The sequence below is a fragment of the Sediminibacterium goheungense genome (genome assembly GCF_004361915.1).
Lineage (GTDB): Bacteria > Bacteroidota > Bacteroidia > Chitinophagales > Chitinophagaceae > Sediminibacterium > Sediminibacterium goheungense.
Genome location: NZ_SNWP01000010.1, coordinates 66951 through 91468 on the forward strand (window position 1 = coordinate 66951; position 24518 = coordinate 91468).

A 24518-nucleotide genomic window follows, 5' to 3' on the forward strand; every position below is an offset into this window, starting at 1 on the left:
TTTACAATTTGGAAATACATTTTATGAAGTATCAGTGATGACCTACTGTGATAAAACTACCTCCATTTCCAAATTATCTCATTTCCAAATTGTACTCATCCACTTATAAAAATCACCAAACTCCTGTTTCCAGTAGGTTTCATTGTGCTGGCCAAGGGGATTGATGACGGTTCGGATGATGAAGCGTTGTTTTTTTTGAAGGATATCACTCATTTTCTGCAGATTGGGTACTGCATTGGAGGCTTCTTTACTGCCTGTGTAAAGATAGAATGCCGGCATGGATGTGGTGGTAAAACCTTTCGCCAACTGATAGATATCGTTACTGAGTTGGAACGAAGGTGAAAATACACCGGCACCTCCGAATACATCCGGATATTGTAATACGGTGTATAAACTGATGAGTCCGCCCATACTGCTACCCAGCACAAAATTATTTTCCGCCGATTTATAGGTACGGTACTTACTATCGATATAAGGCTTTAGTGTTTTAGCCAGAAATTCAGCATAGGCCTTGCCCTCACCTTTACCAAACTGTGGATGATCCCATGGATTGTATTCATTCATTCTTTTATCACCGGCATGATCAATACCCACTACGATGCATTCTTTTTTTAGCTTTTGTTGCAATGTATCCAGACATTCGTCTACACCCCATTCACCCGCAAAAGCTGTCTGATCATTGAAAAGATTTTGTCCGTCCTGCATATACAGTACAGGATAGTTCTTACCGGAAGTGGTATACCCTTTGGGGAGGTAGATCCAGATTTTTCTTTTTCGGTTGAGTTGGGGTATACTGAATGCCGTATCGATGATACGCACCTGCGGACTGGCGCTATATCGTTTGGGTTTATCGGGATATTCATCTTTCCATCCGGGAATATCAAATTCGAGACTGAGGTCATTGTTTACTTCCAATACCCGGTCTGCAATATCGCGACCATCGGATAAGGTTTCTACTTTATCAAAACCACCTCGGGTAAATTTAAAGGCATAAGTACCCGGTGCCATATTCTTTAATACAATACTCCGCCGTGAACCACCAAAAGGCTTCAACTTATAATTCTCGTCTTTAGGATTCCAGTTATTGAAATTACCAGACACATAAATATCGTCATTAGCTTTTGTGGCAACCGTGTTTACAATCAGGCGAACAGAGAATTGTGCCTGGGTTTGAATGGTTAGCAAGAAAGCACATGCTGTTATAAATCGTTTCATACAATTAAAGTACGAAACAGAACGGGCTTTGTTGCTTCTGAATGGTTAAAATCTTTTCTTTCCGTTGATTGATGTCCGGCGCCAGAAATGAAGAATTCGTTCCTGATACTTGATACTGGAGAAAAAGAAAAGCCACAGATGGGCAGATTCTTAATCTGTGCATCTGTGGCTAAATAAAATCAATTATTTAATCCAGTATTTCTACGTCCTTCGGATATTTTGAAGGATTGAACACAAAGAGATTATCAGCAAGGTTTTTATTGGGAACAATATTGGTAAAACTTACCTGTACAGTATTGTTTCCTTTATCAAGAATAACTGCACGGGTGATCATGTTTTTTATTTTGTCAACAAAAATGTTCACTTTAGAGAAATTCTTTCTGCTATCGATCGGCTTCATTTCAATCTCATGAACATTTCCTTTTGTTGCGATTAAACGATAGGTAAAGTCCTTATCATAAGAACCGGAAAGAATTTTTTGAGGTGTAAGGGTTTGTCCGGCATCCTCTACTGCTGAAACGGTGATGGTTTTGCTGCCATCAAAATTGTATGTTTTGGCGCCATCGCAAAGAATTTCTGTTTTGCCTTCCTTCAACACATATTTCTCTCCTTTTGTAACGATGGTACCAGTTTTCGTACCATTGTTGACCCCTCTGCTTGAAACTGATTTTATGCTAAACCCAGCAGAGATTGTTTTATAAGTTTTTACTGTTTTACTTACCGCATCCAGTATTTTCTTTGCATTAGGGTCATTCTGAGCCTGAACCTGAAATACCATCGCCAATATCACCAAAGCAACCGAGTATAATTTCTTCATTCTTTTCATTTAAGGGCGCAAATATAAGTTTTACTGTTTTGTATGACAGTTTGTGGGCTGAATAGTTTAGAGGAACGGTCTCAGATATTGTTATAAATCGGTGAAAATGAGCCTTTCTTACATGGAATCCAGAAATTCCTGCAATTCCATATCAGTTTTAAATAATACTTCCCTTGCTTTACTTCCCTGGTTAGGTCCTACCACACCTGCCGCTTCCAGTTGGTCCATCAAACGGCCTGCACGGTTATAGCCTAATTTCATTCTTCGCTGTATCAGTGAAGTTGACCCCATCTGGCTCTGTACAATCAATCTTGCTGCATCTTCAAAAAGCGGGTCACGTTCACTGGCATCAAAATCACGGCCATCCATTTCCTTTTCATCTACATACTCAGGTAACAGAAAGGCTTGCGGGTATCCACGCTGATCGCCGATAAATTCACAAACATTTTCCACTTCAGGGGTATCTACAAATGCACACTGCAATCGGGTAATCTCACCATTATAACTTACCAGCATATCACCCTTTCCAATCAATTGCTCAGCTCCACCTGCATCGAGAATGGTTCGGCTGTCTATTTTACTCGATACCTTAAAGGCGATACGTGCAGGGAAATTGGCTTTAATGGTACCTGTAATAATATTTACGGAAGGTCGCTGCGTTGCAATGATCAGATGTATACCAATGGCCCTTGCCAGCTGTGCAAGGCGGGCTATCGGCATCTCCACTTCCTTACCTGCTGTCATGATCAGATCCGCAAACTCATCAACTACCAGCACAATAAAAGGCAGGTACTGGTGCCCCTTTTCAGGATTGAGTTTTCGGGCAGTAAATTTCTCATTGTATTCACGGATGTTTCTACAACCAGCTTCTTTCAGCAAATCGTAGCGATTATCCATTTCTATACAGAGAGCATTCAGTGTATGCACTACTTTCTTGGTATCTGTAATGATAGACTCTTCTTCGCCGGGTAATTTGGCCAGGAAATGCTTTTCAATCACACGATACAAACTCAACTCCACTTTTTTAGGATCGACCAGTACGAACTTGAGTTGAGATGGATGTTTTTTATACAAAAGAGAAACCAGAATCGCATTTAATCCCACCGATTTACCCTGCCCGGTAGCACCCGCCATTAGCAGGTGTGGCATACTGGCAAGGTCTACGATAAAGTTTTCGTTGTCGATTTTCTTACCAATCGCAATGGGCAATGAGAAGGCATTGGATTGAAATTTCTCACTTGCCAGCAAGGTTTTCATACTCACCACTGTCTTGCGTACATTCGGCACTTCAATACCAATGGTTCCTTTTCCGGGAATGGGTGCTATGATACGGATACCCAGTGCAGCAAGACTCAGCGCGATATCATCTTCCAGGTTTTTTATCCGGCTGATACGAACACCCGGTGCCGGTACAATCTCATATAAAGTTACGGTAGGTCCAACAGTGGCTGCAATACGCTGGATAGCGATATCGTAGTTTTTTAAAGTAGCAATGATCTGGTTTTTATTTGTCTCCAGTTCGGTAGGGTCATGTACAATCTTTTCACTGCCATGCGTTTCCAGCAAATCAAGTCCTGGATACTTATAGTCTTTTAAATCAAGGGTAACATCATATTTGGTATTGAGCTTACCAGGCACCGGTGCAGGTGCAGCCTCCTCTTCCACTTCAGGTGTTTCATTGATCTCCAGTTCCAGTCCTGTGTTGTCAATATCTGTTTTTTTAACCGGTGCCGGCGGAATCACATTGATCAAAGGCTCAGGCTTGCTGATCACTTCCTCTTCAAAAACAACGTTCTCCTCTTCTTCCTCCTCATCCAGATTATCATCTTCATCCTGCTCATCCAGGTCTTTTTCGGTAACATCAAATTCATTCATCGGATCAGTCTCTTCTTCTTCCTGTTGCGGCATAATCACCACCACGCCTGATCCTTCTGATTTGAGTTTATTGGGTGCTGCAATTTTTTCTTCTACAACGGGTTGTTCGACAATATCTGCGTTCTCATCCCACTCCTGCCTTACGGCTACTTCATCATCAATCGATAACTTAAAATCATCTTCATGCGCTTTGGCCGTATTTTTTCCCAATTGCCAGTCGGGAATCGTGAATGTAGGATTGAAGCGCCAGATAACATAACTGAATACGGAGAGTAGTAACAATGCACCAGTGCCAATATTACCAATCCACTTTACAAACCACGCATTCAGTAATTCACCTACCCCACCACCCCAAGAAAAAGCACTGGCCCTTGATACAAAAGCAAAAGCCATACTCAGCACCACCAATCCTACGATCATATAACGGAGGTTTCTTACCAGGCTGAATATTTTTTTACCAAATAACAAATTGGCGCCCAACACGAAAAAGAAGCTACATAAGAGATAGGATGCAAGACCAAAGCCTTTATAAAAAAGTGTATGTGCCACATAGGCCCCCAATACACCCAATAGATTATTTACTTTTACATCATCAGTCGCAAATATGCGGATACCAAACTGGTGAACCTTATCCTGGTCTTCCTGCCAGGTGAATAAATAGGAGGTAAAAGCTACAAATAAGAAGATGGTCAGCAATAAGCTGGAGGCACCGAGTATTTTGGTGGTACGTTCATCTTTCACCACTTCCGTTACCGTTACCTCGGGTTCTTTATCGGGGTTCAGCTCTTCCGGGCTCGGCGGTGGCGGCGTTTTCTTCTTCAAGCGATTTGCCATGAAAACAAATATAAGCTATGCTGTAGCCTGCATAGCAAACTGCACACTGATGTGCAAAACTGATGAAACCAGGTGGAGTTTTCCACCAATCTTATGCCCCTTTACTCAATCCTAATGCGAGACATATCCATCCGGCCACCAGTAAACTACCTCCTAATGGCGTAATCGGCCCCACCCAGGAAAGCCCCTGGATATTGGCAGCAGATTTATACGTAAGCAGGTAAAGAGAACCGCTAAAAAGAATCATCCCGGCTATAAACAAATAGCCAGCCGCTTTCATGAGTGAAGGGCTACCCGAGGCAAACACCATGGCAGTAAGGATCAATGCAAATACATGGTAAAACTGGTAACGAACCGCCGTTTCAAAAGTAACCAGTGAGTCGGGTGTCACAATTTTTTTTAATCCATGCGCGCCAAAAGCACCCAAAACAACGGAGAGTGCGCCCAGAAATGATGCCGTTACCAAAAAACCTTTATGCATACAGTTGAATTATTTTTTTGAATGCCAAATCACTGATTTCCTTACCTGTTAAACGATGCTGTGCTTTTTCGTATATGGGCGTCCGTTCCCTGAGTTTATTCTCCAGATAGGCTTTTAATTCATCTTCCCCTAATGAGCGAATCAGTGGACGATGCTCCTTACCCGGCTGTAATCTCTCAACCAATGTTTCAATGGGTTCATCGAGCCAAACAGTCACGCCATTCCTGTTCATCCAATCCATATTATCATGGAAACATGGCGCTCCGCCACCTGTAGCCAATACAAAAGCCTTTTTTTCTCCAAACCAACGTAAGATCTTGGCTTCAGTTTTCCGGAAATAGTCTTCCCCTTCTTCTTCAAATATTTCGCTGATGGTTTTTTCTTCATGCGATTCAATAAGAAAATCGAGATCGTAACCACCCGTTTTTAATTTCTTAGCCAGTTGTCTGCTCCAGTAAGATTTACCAGAACCCATCATACCTATGAGGAATAGTTTCATTGTTGATATTTAGTGAGTAGTGAGTAATGAGTAATGAGTAGTGAAAAAAAGGAGAGAAAATTAATATCGAAGCCCTCCTTACTCACTACTGACTACTCACAACTCACTATTTAAAAGCATTCAATCCCGTAACATCCATACCTGTTATCAGCAGGTGAACATCATGGGTACCTTCGTAAGTAATCACACTTTCCAGGTTCATCATATGACGCATAATGCTGTATTCGCCGGTGATGCCCATACCACCGAGCATCTGTCGGGCGTCTCTCGTAATATTGGTAGCGATTTCACAACTGTTTCTTTTGGCCATACTTACCTGCTGAGGGGTAGCTTTCCCTTCATTCATCAACACACCCAGGCGCCATACCATCAGTTGAGCCTTGGTGATTTCTGTAATCATTTCAGCCAGTTTCTTTTGTTGCAACTGGAAACCACCGATCGGACGATCAAACTGCACACGTTCCATACTGTAGCGCAATGCGGTATCATAACAATCCATAGCTGCGCCCAATGCCCCCCAGGCTATACCGTAACGGGCTTTGGTTAAACAACCCAATGGACCTTTTAAACCTGTTACATTGGGAAGAATATTGACTTTGGGCACTTTTACATTATCAAACACCAATTCGCCCGTAGCAGAAGCCCGAAGGCTCCATTTACCGTGTGTGGTGGGTGTGGTAAAACCTTCCATACCCCTTTCAACGATGAGGCCCTGTATGATTCCTTCTTCATTTTTTGCCCATACCACCGCTACCTGTGCAAAAGGAGCATTACTAATCCACATTTTAGCACCATTGAGTACCACATGATCACCTGCATCTTTGAAATTGGTCATCATTCCTGCCGGATTGCTACCATGATCAGGTTCTGTTAGCCCAAAACAACCCAGCCATTCGCCACTTGCCAGTTTGGGCAGGTATTTTTTACGTTGTTCTTCGTTACCATATGCATAAATAGGATACATCACCAGACTCCCCTGCACACTGGCCGTGCTTCGAACACCACTGTCGCCCCTTTCCAGTTCCTGCATCATAAGACCATAGCTGATATAATCGAGTCCGCCCCCACCATACTCAACAGGTACGGTTGGACCAAAACATCCCAGCTCACCCATCTGTTTTACAATATGTTGCGGAAATTCTGCCTTTTGGGCATAATCTTCGATGATGGGAGAAATTTCTTTCTTCACATAATTTCTTACCGTTTCTCTGATCAGCTTATGTTCTTCAGATAATAACTCATCTAACTGATAATAATCTGGCGATTGAAATAGATCGGTTCTGGCAGCCATGCGGATAATAATTTTAGTTCGTTAGGTAGGTCGCCTGTTTACCCGGCAAAAATAAGGGTTGCGGCTCGTACCCCTCTGTTTTGTGCAGCGATTATTTATTTCACACCAGATTCTTTTTGAGCCATCAGCAATGCTGCACCGTTTCACCTACCGCAATTTTCAGCTATAAATTGCGAAATCAGCTCCGCCTTTCCAACCTTTTGCAGATTCAACACTCTTACTGAAAAAGCAATGCCTGCATGAAAAAGATCATTACCGTTTTCAGCCTTTTACTGGCAGTCACTTATACCATCCACGCACAGGACACTTATAAATGGGCCGTAACCAAACAAAAGGATTTCAATAAAACCTATCCGATAGGCTCAGCTGTGATTAACCTGAAAAATCAATTTGGGAAGATGGAAATCAGGCACTGGGAAAAAAATGAGGTAAAACTGGAAGCAACTATATTAGTATCTACGCAGGAAGAAGCCTATGCCAATATTTTGCTTGATATGATACAGATTGTAGAAAAAGCAGATACTGATACGATTAGCTTTAGAACACAGATTGGTGATGAAAATAAAGGATGGAGCACCAATCAAAGTAATAAAATGTCAATTGATTATATTGTTTACCTACCTGCTTCTGCAAAACTGAAAGCACATAACAGTTTTGGGCCGATGCAAATAGGCAACCATAACGGTGAGGCTGATATACAAAGTAGCCATGGTAGCTTAACAGCCGGTCATCTTTCCAATATCAGATCTTTAAAAATAAATTTCAGCAAGGCCAGAATTGGGAAACTGGGAAAAACTGAAGCCGATTTCCGACATTCCAGTATCGATATTGAAGAACTTACCGGTGATATAAAAGCAACGGTTACTTTCTGTAACAGTCTCGATATACCCGTTAGCAGTACTGTTAAAAACATTGACATCAATACCAGCCATACCAGCATTTATTTATTATTACCCAAAAGCATGGGCGGCGAATATGATATCGCAACCACACATGCTACCGCCTCAGGCAAAGGGAGTTTTGAACTTCAGGAAGAGAAGAAATCAGACAATCTCCGTAACCGTGCAGATTTCAACCATCACTATACCGGCAAACTGGGCAATGGCGGTGATGCGAAAATTAATATCAAAAGTAATTTTGGGAGTGTGAGGTTGTTGTAAAGAGTCCGGAAGTCATAAAGGCCACCCTTCCTTCGTCAGAATGTCCGAAAGAATACTGTATTCATGGTTTCTCTTTCGGAATTTCTGACTTCCGGACTTTCCGACTTCCTGACGAAGGAAGGACGGACTTTCCTTATCTTTCCCTCTCAAACCCACTGCTATGAAAAAGGGAATACTTTTTTTATTGGTGACGCTGTTTACTACGATGGTTATGGCGCAAAATAATCAGGGTTCTAAAAAACCGGAAGAACAAATCCGTAAATACTGGTTTGTAATGCTGATCAAAGGGCCGAACCGTAATCAGGACTCTGCTACTGCGGCAAAAATACAAAAAGGGCATATGGACAATATGGACCGACTTTATAATGAAGGAAAACTAAAAGTAGCCGGACCGTTCGGTGATGGAAAAGACTGGCAAGGGATTTTCATTTTTGATTGTGCAACCAAAGAAGAAGTGGAAACCTTATTGAAAACCGATCCTGCTATTGCAGCAGGGCGACTCATCTACGACCTTCGGCCATGGTATACTGCCCCGATTGGCAGTTTTGTACCCGGCAAACCTAAACAGGCACATTAAAGCCTCTTCACGAAAACTTTATTAATAGCATTATTTTGGATACAGTTACGCAAAAAAAATCCTGGTACCATACAGTACTCACCAACCTTACCTTCTATGTACTCATTGCCATTATTGCAGGCGTACTGTTAGGACATTTTGCACCAGCCACTGCCATCAAAACAGAATGGATCGGTAAAACGTTTGTGAATATTATTAAACTGTTTATTGCACCTATTATTTTTCTTACCATTGTCCTGGGCATCAGCAGTATCGGCAATCTTAAAAAAGTAGGGCGCATCGGGATTAAATCACTGATTTATTTTGAAGTGGTTACCACACTGGCATTGGGTATTGGCATTGTAGTAGCCTTACTCGTACAGCCCGGTAATATAGATCGTACAGGTCTTGACTTACAGGATGCCAGTAAATATACCAAACAGGCAGGCAGCAGTTTTAACTGGATCGAATTTTTCAAGGCCAACCTTACTTTACAGGTTTTATTGGTAGCTATAATTGTCGGTATTCTTTTTAACTATTCCAGACATCGACTGAAACTTATTCACTTCTTTGGCCGTATTTCTCACTATGTATTTACAGCATTGAAATATGTGATGTACCTGGCGCCACTCGGTGCTTTTGGGGGTATGGCATATACGATTGGTAAATTTGGTCTGCAAACACTGGTGCCCCTTGCCAAACTCATGGCATGTGTATACCTGACCATGTTTGTTTTCATTTTTTTCATACTGGGTAGTATCATGCGTTACTATGGTTTCAGGATCAGTAGTTTTTTAAAAAACATCAAAGAAGAATTACTGATCGTACTAGGCACTTCTTCCTCAGAAGCCGCGCTACCCTCAATTATGCGGAAGCTGGAAAAAATGGGTTGCAGCAAATCGGTGGTAGGACTTGTGATTCCTACCGGCTATTCTTTTAACCTTGATGGCACTTCTATTTATTTATCGATGGCGGCTATCTTTCTGGCTCAATTGTACAATATACACCTGAGTGCCGGAGAGTTATTAACCATACTACTCATCTTAATGCTTACTTCGAAAGGTGCTGCAGGCGTTACCGGCAGCGGTTTTATTGTACTGGCTTCTACCCTTGCGGCCATTAAAACCATTCCATTGGAAGGACTGGCCTTTTTATTGGGTGTAGATAAATTCATGAGCGAAGCACGTGCTATTACCAATATCATAGGTAATGGTGTAGCAACATTGGTGATTGCAAAGAGCGAGAAAGAATATGTGGAAGAGAATGTATGATGGCGGATGTCAGATGTTAGATATGTGAAACTGAATAAAGGATGATTGTTTATTCTTTATTGGTGAAAGATAACGCTGTCCCCCATCATTGAATATCCTACATAAGTACTTTCATAGGTATATTTGTTATCATCAACAAAAGCAAATCCATGCTTAGGAAAATTATCTGTCTTACTCTTTTTTCCATATCGCTATATCAATATGTACAGGCACAGAAAAAAAATGCCGGCAATCCGGTTATCGAAGGATGGTATGCCGATCCAGAAGGGGTAATATTGAATAATCAATACTGGATCTTTCCAACTTTCTCAGCCCGCTACAAGGATCAGGTGTTTATGGACGCCTTCTCGTCTTCTGATATGGTAAACTGGAAGAAACATCCCCGCATCATCGATACCAGTATCATTAAATGGGCCTATATGGCGATGTGGGCACCTTCCGTTGTAAAAAAAGATACCCAGTATTTCCTCTTCTTCTCTGCCAATGATATCCAGAGTAAAAAAAGAAATGGTGACAAAGATGATCATAATGGCGGCATCGGCATTGCTGTGGCTTCTAAACCAGAAGGACCTTATAAAGATTATCTGGGTAAGCCATTGATTAATCAGTTTTACAATGATGCACAACCTATTGATCAATATGTATTTCAGGATAAAGATGGTGAGTATTATATCATCTATGGCGGCTGGGGCCGTTGTAATATCGGTAAACTGAACAAGGATTTCACCGCATTGGTTCCTTTTGAAAATGGCGAACTGGTTAAGGAAATAACCCCCAGGGGGTATGTGGAAGGCCCCACCATATTTATCAGAAACGGCCTGTATTATTTTATGTGGTCTGAAGGTGGCTGGACCAATGGTACCTATAAAGTAGCTTATGCCAGGTCATCCAGCTTATTTGGCCCTTTTGAAAGAGAAACCACCATACTGGAATCTGATTCCAGTGTGGCTACCGGTGCCGGACATCACTCTGTAATGAACATACCAGGTACAGATGAATGGTATATCGTGTATCACCGAAGACCTATTCCCAATCTGGGTCGCGACCATCGGGTTACCTGTATCGACAGGTTGTATTTTGAGGCAGATGGTAGTATCAGAAAAGTCAAGATGAGTTTAAACTAGGATGATCAGGATAGAACATATGATATACAGGATTTTATTTCGGATGAATTTGTTATTGTAAGAGTCAAACATTTTTATGCAATCAAATATTGGATTGATTTTAGAAGAGAAAGCTGCTGATATCGGCAATTTTATCGTGGGCAGGTTATTACCGTTCAGGCAAAAAAGAGCGGTTGGTCCATTTGTGTTTATTGACCATATGAAGCCCACCTGTTTAAAAGATTACCAGAATATAGACATCCCCCCTCACCCACATATTGGCCTATCTACTTTAACCTATTTGCTGGAAGGCTCTATTTTTCATAGAGATAGTATGGGTATTGCCATAGAAATAAAAGCTGGCGAAGTAAACTGGATGACGGCCGGCAAGGGTGTGGTACATTCAGAAAGAACACCGGAATATTTACGTAAGGCGGATAAATTTCTACATGGTTTTCAAATCTGGATTGGTCTACCCAAAGAACTTGAACAGTGTGAACCAAGCTTTCATCATATCGACAAAGAAGCCATTCCAGTTTGGGAGGAAGATGGCATTGAATATAAATTGATTGCAGGAGAGATTGACGGTAAAAAATCACCGGTTCCTGTTCACAGTCCTTTGTTTTTCTTGGAGATCAAAACCAATGACCAGAAAAAAATAAATATCGGATCAAAATTATTCGGGGAAGTGGGTATGTATGTATTGGATGGAACCGTAAAAATAGAGGGTAATGATTATGGAACTTCTCAGTTATTGGTTGCCAAAAACGCCAGTCTCTGTGAGTTTGAAACCAATGGCATAACCACTTTATACTTATTTGGTGGAGAGCCTTTTACAGAAGAACGATTCATTTACTGGAACTTTGTAAACTCGGATAAGAACATGATAGAGCAGGCGAAAAATAACTGGAAGAACCAGAATCTGGATGCTTTTCCGAAGATTCCGGGTGATGATGAAGAGTTTGTTCCGTTGCCGGAATTGCGTACTCAAAGCCAATAATGCTTATAATTAACTTTAAAAAAAATGAGCACAGAGATATCTAATATTTCATGCAAAAAATAACCGGAAGAATATTTTTCTTAAGCCACTATTTACCGCTTCCATAAGAATCACCTGGCGAAGCAGCACCAACACCCGCCAATGGAACTGCTGACCCTTCATTATGTTCATCATACATTCTTTTTGCCAATTGCATTTTGGCAAGAGCATCTTCAATTTTAGACAATGCCCCGGTAATACCTGTTGGGTCAATATTACTAATAAGACTTAAAGCCTGAGATGTATATTTTCGCACATCTGATCTTTCATCAAGTTGTTCCTTGAAACGAAAAAGGTTTTTCAACTCTCTTAAATGCCCTATAGCTTTTTTCTGGTCCGCATCCAAAATAGGTTCATAGCCCTGAGCTATCATTGAGGGTGTCATACCTGAATATTCAACTACCTTTATCGCTGCATCAAAACCTTTTTGTGTAGCATCAAATCTTTGAACAACACCTTCACTACTTGTGCTTTTTCGCTCTGTAAATTTTACACTTTTATCAGCAAATTCGTTGGCCATGATTTGTAATTGTGCAGCCTGTTTATTCTTAGGCGCGGCATCTACCATTGCCTGTAATTTATCCTGTAGTAGTTGGGTTGGATTTATTGTTTTACTGGTATTTGAGTGAGCCCTTACAGATGTATTATGTGCTGACGCACGATTTGAGCTACTGTTGTTTTGGGATTTTTGGATCTTCATAAGTGTATATGTCTCTTTACCAATTATAGTAATATAAGTTAACGAATTATCTGACTATTTCAATTATGCTGAAAATGAGCATTTCGCTTTACCAACTACACTTTTACCCCAAACAAATACCCCACCACCGCCGATATTACCATCGCAATGGTACCCCAGATCACAATACGTAAAATGGCTTTACGAATAACTGACCCACCTGTTTTGGCGGCTACAGCACCGAGTATAATCAATGATAGAATGGTAAAGCCATAAAGGAAATATTCCATTTGCTGTACGGGTGCGAATACGGTTACCAATACCGGCAATAATCCACCAGCCGTAAATGCGGCACCGGAAGCAAAAGCTGCCTGTATGGGGTTGGCCTGACTAACTTCATTGATACCGAGTTCATCTCTTACATGTGCACCTAATGCATCAACTTCTGTAAGTTCCTTTGCTACCTGCATGGCCGTTTCTTTTTTGAGGCCCCTTTTTTCATAAATCTGAGCCAGTATCTGTAATTCTACTTCCGGCATTTCTTCCAGCTCCTGTTTTTCCCGGGCAATATCAGCTTTCTCGATATCCGTCTGAGAACTTACCGAAACATATTCACCTGCTGCCATTGACAATGCACCAGCTACCAGACCTGCTACACTGGCCAGTAAAATAGGATCACGGCTGGTACTAGCGGCGGCCACACCGATCGCAAGGCTCGAAACAGATATAATACCATCATTAGCCCCCAGCACAGCTGCACGCAGCCAGTTACTCCGGTGTATGTAATGACTTTCTAAATAATTATCGATGGTGATATTCTTGTCTGCAGTTGCCATGGCTTAAGAATTGAGCTGACGATATAATGAAAGTTAAGAACTAAAACCCAGAAAAATCAATCCTCTTAAATGGGAGGAGACTTAATCCGAATTTGCAGGAGTATTTTCTCTGTCTGTCTGATTGGCTGAGAAGGTTCACCGCAGCGAACATAAGAACGCAAAGGTTATATAGAGAATTCCAGATTATACGTTTTTACCTACTAGAGATCAACGAGCCCTATTTTCGATGTCGCATATTAGCGGAATAACTGAACCGACTACTACTTCGATAAAACAAAATCTGCGATCAGCTTCACCAACTCTTCATTAACAGGCAAAGACGGATTGCTGTATGATGCTGCATTTTCAGTCTGTCCACCCTGAATCGTTTTTAATACATGGTTCATGTTTTGAATGAGTGCCAGTTTTGATCCGGCTTTTGCAGCAGCTAGCGCTTCGGCATCTGCGGTTGTTATCTGCAAATCGCTCGTACCCTGAACAATCAATACCGGCATAGTAAGTTTTGCTATTTCAGTAACTGGATTGTACTTAAACCATGAGATCATATAGGGTTGCACACTGGGGCGGAAAAGCGTATACAACATGGGGCTCACATCCTGCACTGTTTTACCCTTTACCAAACTATCAATAATAGTGTAAGAAGGGTCTTTAACCATAGCAGGTTGAGCAGCTAACTGATCTTTCAGAATGCGATCTGCAGCTTTTCCAGCACCCGCAATGGATACAAATCCGTCTACCCTACCGGCTGCTGCAATCATGCCAATAAGTGACCCTTCACTATGCCCAGCAACAACTACTTTTGAAAACCGTAGATCTTTTTTTAGGATATCAATCCACGCTACTACATCCTGAATATAATCATCAAAACGGAGATCCGCTTCCTGTTTACCGGCAGCTGCACTTGCTGCTATACCCCTTTTATCATACCGAACAGATGCAATACCTTTTGATGCCAGACCTTTTGCCAACATATGAAGGCTTTCATTTTTCATCATCGGGTTATTACCATTTCGGTCTGTAGGACCAGAACCCGCAATGAGCAATACTACGGGAATTTTACCATTACTAACAGGCAGCATCAGCGAACCCATAATGGTACCACTTGCGGTTGAGAGATTAAAAGGTAATTCGGTTGATGCTGTATCGGAAAAGGAACGCGCCTGAACAGATGTAAAGGCCATCACTAACGATAAAAACAACAGCTTCTTTTTCATGGAAATCTTTAAATAATTAAATCAACAGCATCCGTTCCAGGCACAAAATACATGATACATGTTTTAAGGCTGATAATAGTAATCCAATTACTATTCGCCAAAAAACCATTCAATCCTTGTACATTCAGCACAAACAAAACAGGAAGCCGATTTATCTGCCCAGTCAATTCCCCAAAAAGTACTGCTTGCCTTATTCAACTGAGCTTGGGTAACCCAGAATAAGTTATGCTGGCAATGTGGGCATATCAAGGGTTTACCATTGATCTTTACAGACTCGGGAACATCTTTATCCTTATTAAACAAACCCATTACTTAGTCAGTTGAAACATTTAGAAATCCTGTTTTGTTAAAACATACTTATCTGTATCACTGTATTTCCTTACAAAACCATTCCATTGCTTTTCTGCATCTGCTGCTGTAGGATATGTATTCAGATCGGAGGTACAACCTGCCTGGTTTTTACAGTCTCCATTTACTTTGTCTGCCCAGGCTTTGGTGAGCACTTTGATTCTTTGCACATCGTTGGGCATCTGCTTTATGTCAGTATATATGGCGTATTGTTTTCCTTCTACGCTTTTTTGATTAACAGCACGGGATGAAAAAAAATAATACACGGTATTATTCCTGGTAGCCACAGCCGTGTCACTCAAAGCGCAAACTGCCAGACAGCAGCATAACATGATCAGTTTCATAGATTCAATGTTTACATGAAGAAATTAACAGAGGGACATTTACTAATATACGAAATATTTTGAATAAAACAAAAAACGCCCCCTTTCAGCCATAAAAAAACTGCGGCCCCATAAGGACCGCAGTCACAAAATCTTTCTTATTTCTTATTCTATATTTCTTCTTTCCTATTTCTAATTCCGCCTTCCGCCGCCTGCTCTTCCGTTCTGTTCTACTTCTTTGTTCATTTCTTCTATATCGGTTTCTGTACGGCCCGTTTTATCGCCCAACAGGTGTTCTGCAAAATAATCAGCCTGTCTCCAGAAGAAATATTCAGTCATATCACCATAACCATGTCGCTGACCGGGTAATACTACCAGGTCAAAACGTTTATTGGCACGGATCAATGCATTCGCCATACGGATGGTATTGGCAGGGTGTACGTTATTATCGATATCACCATGCGATAACATCAGTTTGCCTTTCAGGTTTTTAGCGATATCGGGGTTCTTTTCAATGCTATAGAGGAATGAAGTATCTCCTTTATCACTGATCACTTCTTTCACACCATGGTGCTGCTCACTCCACCATCTGTTATACACAGAGTTGTCGTGGTTACCCGCAGATGATACGGCTACTTTAAAGAAATCAGGATATACCAGCATCGCAGCGGTACTCATAAAGCCTCCACCTGAGTGACCATGGATACCTACACGGTTGATGTCAATATATTTATAACGATCTGCCAGTTGTTCAGCTACTGCTTTTTTATCGGCCAGACCATAATCACGCAGATTACCATAACCAAAATTGTGGTACCATTTGCTACGTGCAGGGTGACCACCACGGTTACCAAGGGTAATAACAATAAAGCCCATTTGCGCCAAACGATCGGTTCTATCGAAACCACGGCTGAAAGCCTTGTTTACAGCTTCTGTCTGAGGGCCGGGATATACGTATTCAATCAGCGGGTATTTTTTGGTACTGTCGAAATCAAAAGGTTTGTAGATGGTACCATAGATATCGGTAATACCATCATCTGCTTTTGCCTTGAATATTTCAGGGAACTTATAACCTGCAGCAAACAGAGAAGAAAGATCTGCTGTTTCCAGATCCAGTACTTTTTTACCTTCTGCATTGTACAAAACAGATTTTGGAACCGTATTTACGCGGGAATAGTTATCAATAAAGAAACTATTACCATCATTCATACGCATAGCATGATCGAAATCACCTGCATTCAGCAATTTCATACCTGTACCATCGAAATTAATACGGTACGCATGCAGGTAATAAGGATCCTCACCGGCTTCTTTACCATTGGCAGAAAAATACAGCACTCGTTTGGCTTCATCTACGCCCAGAATATCTTCACAATGGAAAGCACCAGTGGTGATCTGATTTTTCAGCTTACCATTTTCATCGTACAGGTAAAAATGAGCCCAGCCATCACGCTCGCTCCAGTGAATAAATTCTTTTCCGCCATTCACCAGTGCAATCTGGTTTACTTCGATAAAACTGTTAAAGCGTTCTTCCACCAGTGCTTTTACAGTACCGGTAGCCACATCAACCACACATACATCTATACGCTTTTGGTCACGGCCCGTGCGGGTCATATAGAATTTATCTTTGGTACCCAGCCATACACTTGGTCTCCAGTCATCATCACGTGTATTTACTTTGGCAGGTGCAGCCCATGTACCCAGGGTCTGGTCTTTAAAAGCAGATACATTTAATTCTTTTGAGGTTTTATTAGCAACATCAAACAGGTAAAGGTGATCAACCGGCGCTTCTTTTTCACCTGGCATCCAGTATTTATAGGTCTCCAATGTTGGGCGCGGACTGGCTACACTATTAATTACCCAGAGATTTTTCACTTTGCGGTTATCAACACGACGCATCGTAAAATATTTTGAATCGGGTGACCATAAAGCAAATACAGGCTTTCTCTTCTTGGCTTCTTTTTCTTTTTCATCATCTGTCATTCCACTACCAGAGAGGTTGCCATCATTGTAATAACCATACCCGTCGATACCATCTTTTGTGAGTGCATATTCTTCGATGGTTGAATCATTTTCATTCTTAAGTGCCTTTTCATAATTCACTTTATCCATCCAGTATACATTGTAGTTCTTACCGAATACAATTACATTACCATCAGGAGAAATATTGGCCCAGTTAGGTTTTCTCTTTGGTTTTTTGAAATCAGGCAGTTCAATCAATTCTCCTGTAGTAAGATTGTATTCAAAATAGAATACTTTCTTGGCAGGTGATGAAGCTGCAGCAGCTCCCGCAGCACCACGTCTGCCTGTAGTAGCAGAATCTTTTTTCACCTCATCCTGTGTACTTTTCACTTCAAACTGAATCCAGTTTTCATCGCGTACAAAACGCATACTGTCCAGACCCAGATTCTGTGCATCAAAAGGATCTTTTACCACACGCGTGATCTTGGCTGCCAGGTCTGCATTATCAAACAATACCTTTTTCTCTCCTTTTACAGGATCCACGATGTACCACTTTTTACCTTCTGTGGTTTCATACATGTACCAGAATTTGTCGGAATTTTTTAACCAGTGTGGGTCAACGCTGGTACTGAAAATCATTTTACCCAGTTTCTTGGGAGAAAAACGGGCAGCCAATGCATAATTGGCCTTTGTGACGGGTGTTTGTTGTGCAATAGTGGCAAATGCAAACAGCATGCATACTGACAACAGCATGAATTTTCTCATACAGTTTCTAAGTTTTTGGAAGTCTGAAAATTAGGCCAAAGCGATCAATTCACCGACGGATATTGATAAAAATTCGGTGAAGATCGTTTTTCAGTCCCTGTTAAGGGCATATAAGCACCGGCTACACAACGCTGCCAACAGGTTTTTGCTACTGGGTTTCTGACGCAGGAAGGCACCGTGGAGAGCCAGCGGACGGAGACTTACTACAGGGTTAGAGTAACCCATGCAATTACACTATTTTAGCATGAAAATAGATACGATGTTTGCTTTCAGTACTGATATAGGTTATGCCCTAACCGCCGATGCCAATGATGAACTTGCCCGTTTTAAAAAGGAATTCCATTTCCCACAAAAAGATGGAAAAGATGTCATCTATTTCTGTGGTAATTCATTGGGGCTGCAGCCCCGCCATACTGCTGCTGCTATCGAAACCGAGCTGGAGAGCTGGCGTAACTATGCTGTAGGCGGCTATTTTGGTGGTACAAATCCCTGGTTATGGTACCACCAGTACTGCACACCTGCATTGGCAAAAATGATGGGCTGTAAGGAAGATGAAGTCACCGTAATGAATGCCCTTACCGTTAACCTGCATTTACTGATGCTGAGTTTTTACAAACCCACTTCTTCCCGTTTTAAAATTATGATGGAAGCTGGAGCCTTCCCTTCCGACCAATATGCAGTGGAAACACTGGTTAAACATTTTGGGCTCGACCCCGACAAAGCCATCATTGAAATCAGTCCTAGGGAAGGTGAAAAACTATTACGTAAGGAAGATATCCTGCAAAACATAGAACAGCAGGGGGAAAGTCTGGCCATGACTTTATTTGGCGGCATCAACTATTATACCGGTCAGTTATTTGATATGGCCGCCATCACCGAAGCAGCACAAAAGGCAGGCGCCATTGCTGGCTTCGACCTCGCCCATGTTGCCGGTAATATACCTATGCAATTACATGATGTAAATATTGACTTTGCAGTTTGGTGCAGTTATAAATACCTCAATGCAGGACCAGGCGCCGTTGGTGGTGTATTTGTACATGAAAAACATGCTACCAACGCTGCCACACCCCGTTTGGCTGGCTGGTGGGGCAATGATGAAAAGACCCGTTTTAAAATGGAGAAAGGTTTTGTTCCCAAAACCAATGCTACCGGATGGAACATCAGCACATCTCAGGTATTTAATACGGTTTGTTTGAAAGCGTCTCTGGAACTTTTTGAAGCAGCAGGTATAGAAAGACTACGTAAAAAAAGTATTCACCTTACGGCTTACCTCGAATACTTATTAAAGCAACTGACACATATTAATTTTGAAATAATTACCCCTGCTGATCCCGAACAGAGAGGTGCACAGTTATGCTTATATTTTAAAGAAAGGGGTAAAGAAATTCATGATAAGATGATCAGCAGCGGCATTATAGTAGACTACCGTGAGCCAGGAGTTATCCGTGTGGCACCCGCGCCTATGTACTGTAGCTTTGAAGATGTGTATCGTTTTTATGAGATACTGAAGAATAATTTTTAATTTCTTTTATGTTTTGCAGTCTCTCTCAGTATAATCTCTTTCTTGATCTTTGATCACTTTACCACTGAGTTTCACGGAGCAAGGCCGGGGTTACACGGAGGTTTGCGAAAGAACTGTGTGCATCTCAGGTATTTTGGATGTATGTGGTTTGAATACTTTAATTTCTTGACAGGCAGTTATGAATATGATTTTCATTGATTTAATAAACAATACGTTTGATTCCATTCTTCAGTGAGTTTACATGAAAGTTGAGTAACAAACCTATTTTACAATTACTTAATTTCAGATACGTTATCATTTGTGCAATATGTACATCCGTGAAAGATTCTACAGCCTTCACTTCGACTACAATCAATCGATTTACTAGAATATCTATTCTGTATCCAGTATCAAGTTTTATTTGTTTATATACAAGTGGCATCGCAACCTGTCTTTCGGCCATAAAACCTTTCTCTATCAATTCATAATGTAAACAGGCTTCGTATGCAGATTCAAGCAGTCCAGGCCCAAGATTACTATGAACCAGGTATGCTGCTTTTAATATTTCACTTGTTAATAGTTGATGCTCCATTTTTTTTTGATCAAATCTACAGTATGCAAATACGATCCACCCGCTCCCCAACAAGCACTTCGTCCTTTATACTATTATCAAACAAACCTCCGTGCAACTCTGTGTCAAACCCTGTGTAACTCAGTGGTGATAGTTACTCTATTGTTTTATCCACATCATTACTTAATAACAAACCTTTATCTTAATAGAGTTTTCTATATTTATACCATGACTCGTCATTATTTTAGTTACCTCGCTTTGGGTGATTCGTATACGATTGGTGAATCGGTTCCTTTACATGAGGGATTTCCTTATCAGGTGGTTCAAATATTACGGAAGAAAGGTTTACATTTCCACGCCCCGGAAGTGGTCGCTAAAACCGGCTGGACCAGTTTCGAGCTTGCAGATCATATCCTGCATACCCAACTCAATGAACAATACGATTTTGTAAGCCTCCTGATTGGGGTAAATAACCAGTACCGTGGTTTACCTGTTGCAGACTTTAGAGAAGAGTTTGATTACCTGCTCAAAAAAGCCATTCATTTTGCAGGCAATAAACCAGAGCGTGTTATTGTATTATCGATACCCGATTGGGGCATCACACCTTTTGCTGCCGGAAAAGACAGTAAAGCCATCAGCGAAGCCATTGACAACTTCAATCAAGTATGTGAAGAAGGAACAAAAAAACTAGGCGGACATTTTATCAACATCACAGCACAAACACGCATGGCCAAAGATGACAGCAGCCTACTTGCCAGCGATCAACTCCATTATTCCGCCAAATCACATGCTGTGTGGGCGGAGCAGGTTGTGAAGATTATTGAGAAAACAATTTGAGAATTTGATCCGCCTTAGGCGGATTGAAAATGAAATAGGGGCTACAGATAACGACTTCATTTCCAAATTTCCAAATTATCTCATTTTCAAATTATACTCCATCATCTTTCTATTCACGCTCCCGTCTTTAAAAAATTCAAATAGTGCATAGGCAGGTGCAAAACCCTTAAATGCACCACCCCACCAATTGCCACTGACAGCACCATTACAATAGTAATGAATACCACGATATTCAACCATATCCTGTAAATGGATATGTCCGCTCAGGCAACAGCGAATATTTTTATAAGAGCGGAAGAGTTCCGTTAGTTTAAAAGAATCTGTATGCAATAAGGCCCGCGAAATTTTCCTGTCGCCATTGTCTTCCGTTTTATCGAAGAAAAATCCAGATACATACGACACGATGGGAATATGCGATGCAATACAGATATGCATATCGGCATCTGTTGATTTGAGTTCATTCTCGAGCCATTGCCACTGTTCCTCATCAATTTTGGCGATATAGCCACCATTGTTTTCATGGGCACTGTCGAGTATGATAAATTTCCAGTTATTTTTGGTGAAACTGTAATACCTGCCGGGCATCTGATGCTGCTGTACCGCCCATGCCTTATTATAAAGCGGATCGTTTTTTATCTCCGGTTCTGTCATCTGCCAGCCCCAGGCATCATGGTTACCGATACAGTGGTAAATGGGTAATCTGTTTTCTGCCGTGAGGATTTTGTTCCATAGATCCCACTGTTCCTGCACTTTGGCTTTTGTTGCTTTCATGGCATCCATGATGGCATCGCCACCATTCATAATAAAGTCTACAGAAGGTTTGAGCGCATTTACATGTTTAAACGCCTGCTGCATACCACGCTCAGGTACTTCTCCGGTTTTTACATGTACATCAGAGATAAATGCTACACGAAAAGAGGGTTTGGCATTTGTTTCGGCAGCAGCAGCCAATGGCAGTGCGGCAACAGCAGCGGCAGATAAAGATCCCTGCTGCAAAAATTTTCTTCTGTTCATGGACTGGGATTTTCAGGATGATAAAGATATACTTTCATGAAAGTAAAAAAACCAGGGTATTTTCTTTATCCGCTGATCCTTCCTATGAAAGATAGATAGACATTTCGGTCTGGTATTCCTGTGCCATTTTTTTAGCCGCGGCTGCATAATCTTCGCCACTACTTGCAAAAATGACAGCACGGCTGGCATTTACCAATAAACCGGCATCTTTATTCAATCCGTATTTAGATACTTCTTCCAGACTACCTCCCTGTGCACCAACACCAGGCACGAGCAGAAAATGATCGGGTATGATGCTACGTATATATTCGAGGTCGCTGGCTCGGGTAGCACCTACCACAAACATTAGGTTCTCAGGTGTTCCCCACTCACAGGTGGTTTGCAATACCTGCTCATATAACTGTTTACCATTTTTATGCTCCAGTGGCAATCGTTGAAAATTAAAACTACCTGCATTCGAAGTAAGTCCGAGTACAATGGTCCACTTATCCTTGTATTCCAGAAAAGGGCGCACGCTGTCCTCACCCATATAGGGTGCTACAGTTACCGCATCAAAGGGTAATACTTCAAAAAAAGTTTTGGCATATTGAGCCGAGGTATTACCAATATCTCCCCTTTTGGCATCGGCGATGGTAAAATGGGTATCGGGAATATACGCCAGTGTTTCTGCCATGATTTCCCAGCCTTTCAATCCCTGCGACTCATAAAAAGCAGTATTGATTTTGTATGAAACACAATGATCTTTTGTTGCATCAATAATGGCTTTATTAAAAGTCAGTACTGCATCAGGTTGTCCTTTCAAGTGAGCAGGAAGTTTTTCAATATCTGTATCCAGTCCTACACAGAGATAAGAACCTTTTTTTGTAATCTGATCGATCAGTTGTTGGCGGGTCATGGCGCAAAAATAAGAAATTAAGCCTGCCCTGAGCCGCCCAAGTAAAATCTGAAAGTCACCAATACTGCAACCCGATTTCCAGATTCCTTATTTCTTATTCCATATTTCTCTGTTTCTCTGTTCCTCTGTTTCTCTACCTTCGCCAAAAGCTTGCTTTTTATGGAAAAACAACCAATGTATTACGGAACCTATCTTGGCTTGGACAAAGTATTGAATGCGCAGCATCCTGTAAGTTTTGAAGCGGGCAATGAACCTGCACATGATGAAATGCTATTTATCATCATTCACCAGGCATATGAATTATGGTTCAAACAGATATTGTTTGAACTGGATTATATCACGGGCGTTTTCAGCAAAGAAAAAATCAATGATAATGCAGAAGATATGAACCTGGTTCGTCACAGGTTACGCAGGATCATCCAGATTCTTCAGTTACTGAATAAGCAGGTGGAGATTCTCGATACCATGACACCGTTAGATTTTCTCGAGTTCCGCAACCTGCTCACACCTTCCTCCGGTTTTCAGAGTAAGCAATTCAGGCTGCTGGAAGCCAGACTGGGACTGGAAATCGACCACCGCCACCACAAAGACTACTATAAAAGAACCAATGAGGGCGGTTTTACCCGGGAGGATTATCAGCATATTACCGCTATAGAAGAAGGACATAATTTACTTGAACTGGTAAATAGATGGCTGGAGCGTATTCCTTTCTTCCGCGAAGATTTCTGGACTGGTTATAAAGCTACTACAGCCGGTAAACACCATCCATTCTGGAATGATTACCGAGCCGTTTATGAAGCCGGATTGACTGAAAGAGAAAAAAATAAAATTCACGATTTCGATCTTGTTTTCTTTGAACAGAGAGCTGCACATTATACCGATGAGCAAGCTACAGCCATGAAAACACTTTTCTCTCCTGCTGCATTGCGTTCAGCCTTGTTCATTATGCTGTACCGAGATTTTCCTCTTTTCCAGACTTCTTATCAGGTACTGGATGCACTAATAGAAATAGATCACCTGATGAGCAGTTGGCGCCATAAACACCTTGTGATGGTAAGGCGCATGATCGGTATGCGTGTGGGAACAGGTAATACATCCGGTGCCGGTTACCTGGAAGGTGCCATGAGCAAACATTTTGTATACAGGGATCTTTCAGGGTTATCCACTTACCTGATTGAAAGAAAAAAATTACCTGCATTACCAGATGCTTTGATCAGAAATCTGGGATTTCAGCTTTGATTAATTTGAGAATTAGACAATTTGAAAATTTGAAAATAAGGAAGCTATTATTACTTAATGATCTGTAGAATAGGCAATTCTGTTTTTTTTGCGAAGCAAAAATCTCTTAGATTTTCAAATTTTCAAATTGTCTAATTTTCAAATTATTTCAGTAATTTAGTAGTATCCCCCAACCGCGCTTTTGCGGACTATA

22 protein-coding genes are annotated in these 24518 nt (G+C 41.3%); 8 read left to right on the plus strand and 14 right to left on the minus strand.

Going from position 1 to position 24518, the window contains the following annotated elements:
- Window positions 1-78: 78 nt before the first annotated feature.
- From BC659_RS00310 to BC659_RS00335, 6 genes are all read right to left on the minus strand, one after another.
- The gene (locus BC659_RS00310) at window positions 79-1215 is read right to left on the minus strand and encodes an alpha/beta hydrolase (protein ID WP_133472589.1); all 1137 of its coding nucleotides are present in this window, start codon (window positions 1213-1215) and stop codon (window positions 79-81) included.
- Between the two features lie 187 nt (window positions 1216-1402).
- Complete coding sequence (lolA1, locus tag BC659_RS00315; protein WP_162847306.1) at window positions 1403-2032, minus strand: outer membrane lipoprotein periplasmic chaperone LolA1; 630 nt, start codon at window positions 2030-2032, stop codon at window positions 1403-1405.
- 117 nt (window positions 2033-2149) lie between these two features.
- The gene (locus BC659_RS00320) at window positions 2150-4741 is read right to left on the minus strand and encodes an FtsK/SpoIIIE family DNA translocase (protein ID WP_133472591.1); all 2592 of its coding nucleotides are present in this window, start codon (window positions 4739-4741) and stop codon (window positions 2150-2152) included.
- Between the two features lie 91 nt (window positions 4742-4832).
- Window positions 4833-5222 carry a DUF423 domain-containing protein gene (locus tag BC659_RS00325; protein WP_133472592.1) on the minus strand — a complete coding sequence of 130 codons (390 nt, stop codon included), beginning with the start codon at window positions 5220-5222 and terminating at the stop codon, window positions 4833-4835.
- A complete protein-coding gene (locus tag BC659_RS00330; RefSeq protein ID WP_133472593.1) occupies window positions 5215-5721 on the minus strand; it encodes a shikimate kinase in 507 nt (168 codons plus the stop codon). The genes BC659_RS00325 and BC659_RS00330 overlap by 8 nt, the downstream gene beginning before the upstream one ends.
- A 106-nt stretch (window positions 5722-5827) precedes the next feature.
- Window positions 5828-7012, minus strand: a complete 1185-nt coding sequence (locus tag BC659_RS00335; protein ID WP_211340679.1) for an acyl-CoA dehydrogenase family protein — start codon at window positions 7010-7012, stop codon at window positions 5828-5830.
- A 239-nt stretch (window positions 7013-7251) separates the two neighbouring features.
- Between BC659_RS00335 and BC659_RS00340 the strand changes: the two genes are divergently transcribed.
- The 5 genes from BC659_RS00340 (at window position 7252) to BC659_RS00360 (ending at window position 12102) form a co-directional block, all read left to right on the plus strand.
- Window positions 7252-8172 (plus strand): DUF4097 family beta strand repeat-containing protein, encoded by a 921-nt coding sequence (locus tag BC659_RS00340; protein WP_133472595.1) that lies wholly within the window; start codon window positions 7252-7254, stop codon window positions 8170-8172.
- Window positions 8173-8332: 160 nt separating this feature from the next.
- Window positions 8333-8749 carry a YciI family protein gene (locus BC659_RS00345; RefSeq protein WP_133472596.1) on the plus strand — a complete coding sequence of 139 codons (417 nt, stop codon included), beginning with the start codon at window positions 8333-8335 and terminating at the stop codon, window positions 8747-8749.
- A gap of 35 nt (window positions 8750-8784) precedes the next feature.
- Entirely contained in the window at window positions 8785-9999 is a 1215-nt protein-coding gene (locus BC659_RS00350) for a cation:dicarboxylate symporter family transporter (protein WP_211340680.1), read from the plus strand.
- A gap of 149 nt (window positions 10000-10148) precedes the next feature.
- Window positions 10149-11123: a glycoside hydrolase family 43 protein gene (locus tag BC659_RS00355; protein ID WP_133472598.1), complete on the plus strand. Its 975-nt coding sequence runs from the start codon at window positions 10149-10151 to the stop codon at window positions 11121-11123.
- 76 nt (window positions 11124-11199) lie between these two features.
- On the plus strand, window positions 11200-12102 hold the full coding sequence (locus tag BC659_RS00360) for a pirin family protein (protein ID WP_133472599.1): 903 nt from the start codon (window positions 11200-11202) through the stop codon (window positions 12100-12102).
- An 88-nt stretch (window positions 12103-12190) separates the two neighbouring features.
- Here BC659_RS00360 and BC659_RS00365 read toward each other — a convergent pair whose 3' ends face one another.
- From BC659_RS00365 to BC659_RS00385, 5 genes are all read right to left on the minus strand, one after another.
- A complete protein-coding gene (locus tag BC659_RS00365) occupies window positions 12191-12841 on the minus strand; it encodes a hypothetical protein (protein ID WP_133472600.1) in 651 nt (216 codons plus the stop codon).
- Between the two features lie 95 nt (window positions 12842-12936).
- Window positions 12937-13656: a VIT1/CCC1 transporter family protein gene (locus BC659_RS00370; RefSeq protein WP_133472601.1), complete on the minus strand. Its 720-nt coding sequence runs from the start codon at window positions 13654-13656 to the stop codon at window positions 12937-12939.
- A 260-nt stretch (window positions 13657-13916) separates the two neighbouring features.
- Window positions 13917-14870, minus strand: coding sequence for an alpha/beta hydrolase (locus tag BC659_RS00375; protein WP_133472602.1), 954 nt, complete (start codon window positions 14868-14870; stop codon window positions 13917-13919).
- A 329-nt stretch (window positions 14871-15199) separates the two neighbouring features.
- Complete coding sequence (locus BC659_RS00380; RefSeq protein WP_133472603.1) at window positions 15200-15562, minus strand: hypothetical protein; 363 nt, start codon at window positions 15560-15562, stop codon at window positions 15200-15202.
- A gap of 171 nt (window positions 15563-15733) precedes the next feature.
- Window positions 15734-18268 carry a S9 family peptidase gene (locus BC659_RS00385; RefSeq protein WP_133472604.1) on the minus strand — a complete coding sequence of 845 codons (2535 nt, stop codon included), beginning with the start codon at window positions 18266-18268 and terminating at the stop codon, window positions 15734-15736.
- Between the two features lie 244 nt (window positions 18269-18512).
- On the opposite strand from BC659_RS00385, the gene kynU reads away from it, so the two are divergent.
- On the plus strand, window positions 18513-19790 hold the full coding sequence (kynU, locus tag BC659_RS00390) for a kynureninase (protein ID WP_246027056.1): 1278 nt from the start codon (window positions 18513-18515) through the stop codon (window positions 19788-19790).
- Between the two features lie 199 nt (window positions 19791-19989).
- Here the strand turns inward: kynU and BC659_RS00395 are convergent, their stop codons facing one another.
- Window positions 19990-20361 carry a GxxExxY protein gene (locus BC659_RS00395; RefSeq protein WP_133472605.1) on the minus strand — a complete coding sequence of 124 codons (372 nt, stop codon included), beginning with the start codon at window positions 20359-20361 and terminating at the stop codon, window positions 19990-19992.
- 207 nt (window positions 20362-20568) lie between these two features.
- Here BC659_RS00395 and BC659_RS00400 point away from each other — a divergent pair, with 207 nt between their 5' ends.
- Window positions 20569-21177: an SGNH/GDSL hydrolase family protein gene (locus BC659_RS00400; protein WP_133472606.1), complete on the plus strand. Its 609-nt coding sequence runs from the start codon at window positions 20569-20571 to the stop codon at window positions 21175-21177.
- A gap of 75 nt (window positions 21178-21252) precedes the next feature.
- On the opposite strand, the gene BC659_RS00405 is transcribed toward BC659_RS00400, so the two are convergent.
- Window positions 21253-22191 (minus strand): metallophosphoesterase family protein, encoded by a 939-nt coding sequence (locus BC659_RS00405; RefSeq protein ID WP_133472607.1) that lies wholly within the window; start codon window positions 22189-22191, stop codon window positions 21253-21255.
- A gap of 82 nt (window positions 22192-22273) precedes the next feature.
- On the minus strand, window positions 22274-23086 hold the full coding sequence (gene pyrF / locus BC659_RS00410; protein WP_133472608.1) for an orotidine-5'-phosphate decarboxylase: 813 nt from the start codon (window positions 23084-23086) through the stop codon (window positions 22274-22276).
- A 159-nt stretch (window positions 23087-23245) separates the two neighbouring features.
- On the opposite strand from pyrF, the gene BC659_RS00415 reads away from it, so the two are divergent.
- Window positions 23246-24325 carry a tryptophan 2,3-dioxygenase family protein gene (locus BC659_RS00415; RefSeq protein ID WP_133472609.1) on the plus strand — a complete coding sequence of 360 codons (1080 nt, stop codon included), beginning with the start codon at window positions 23246-23248 and terminating at the stop codon, window positions 24323-24325.
- The last annotated feature ends 193 nt before the right edge of the window (window positions 24326-24518 follow it).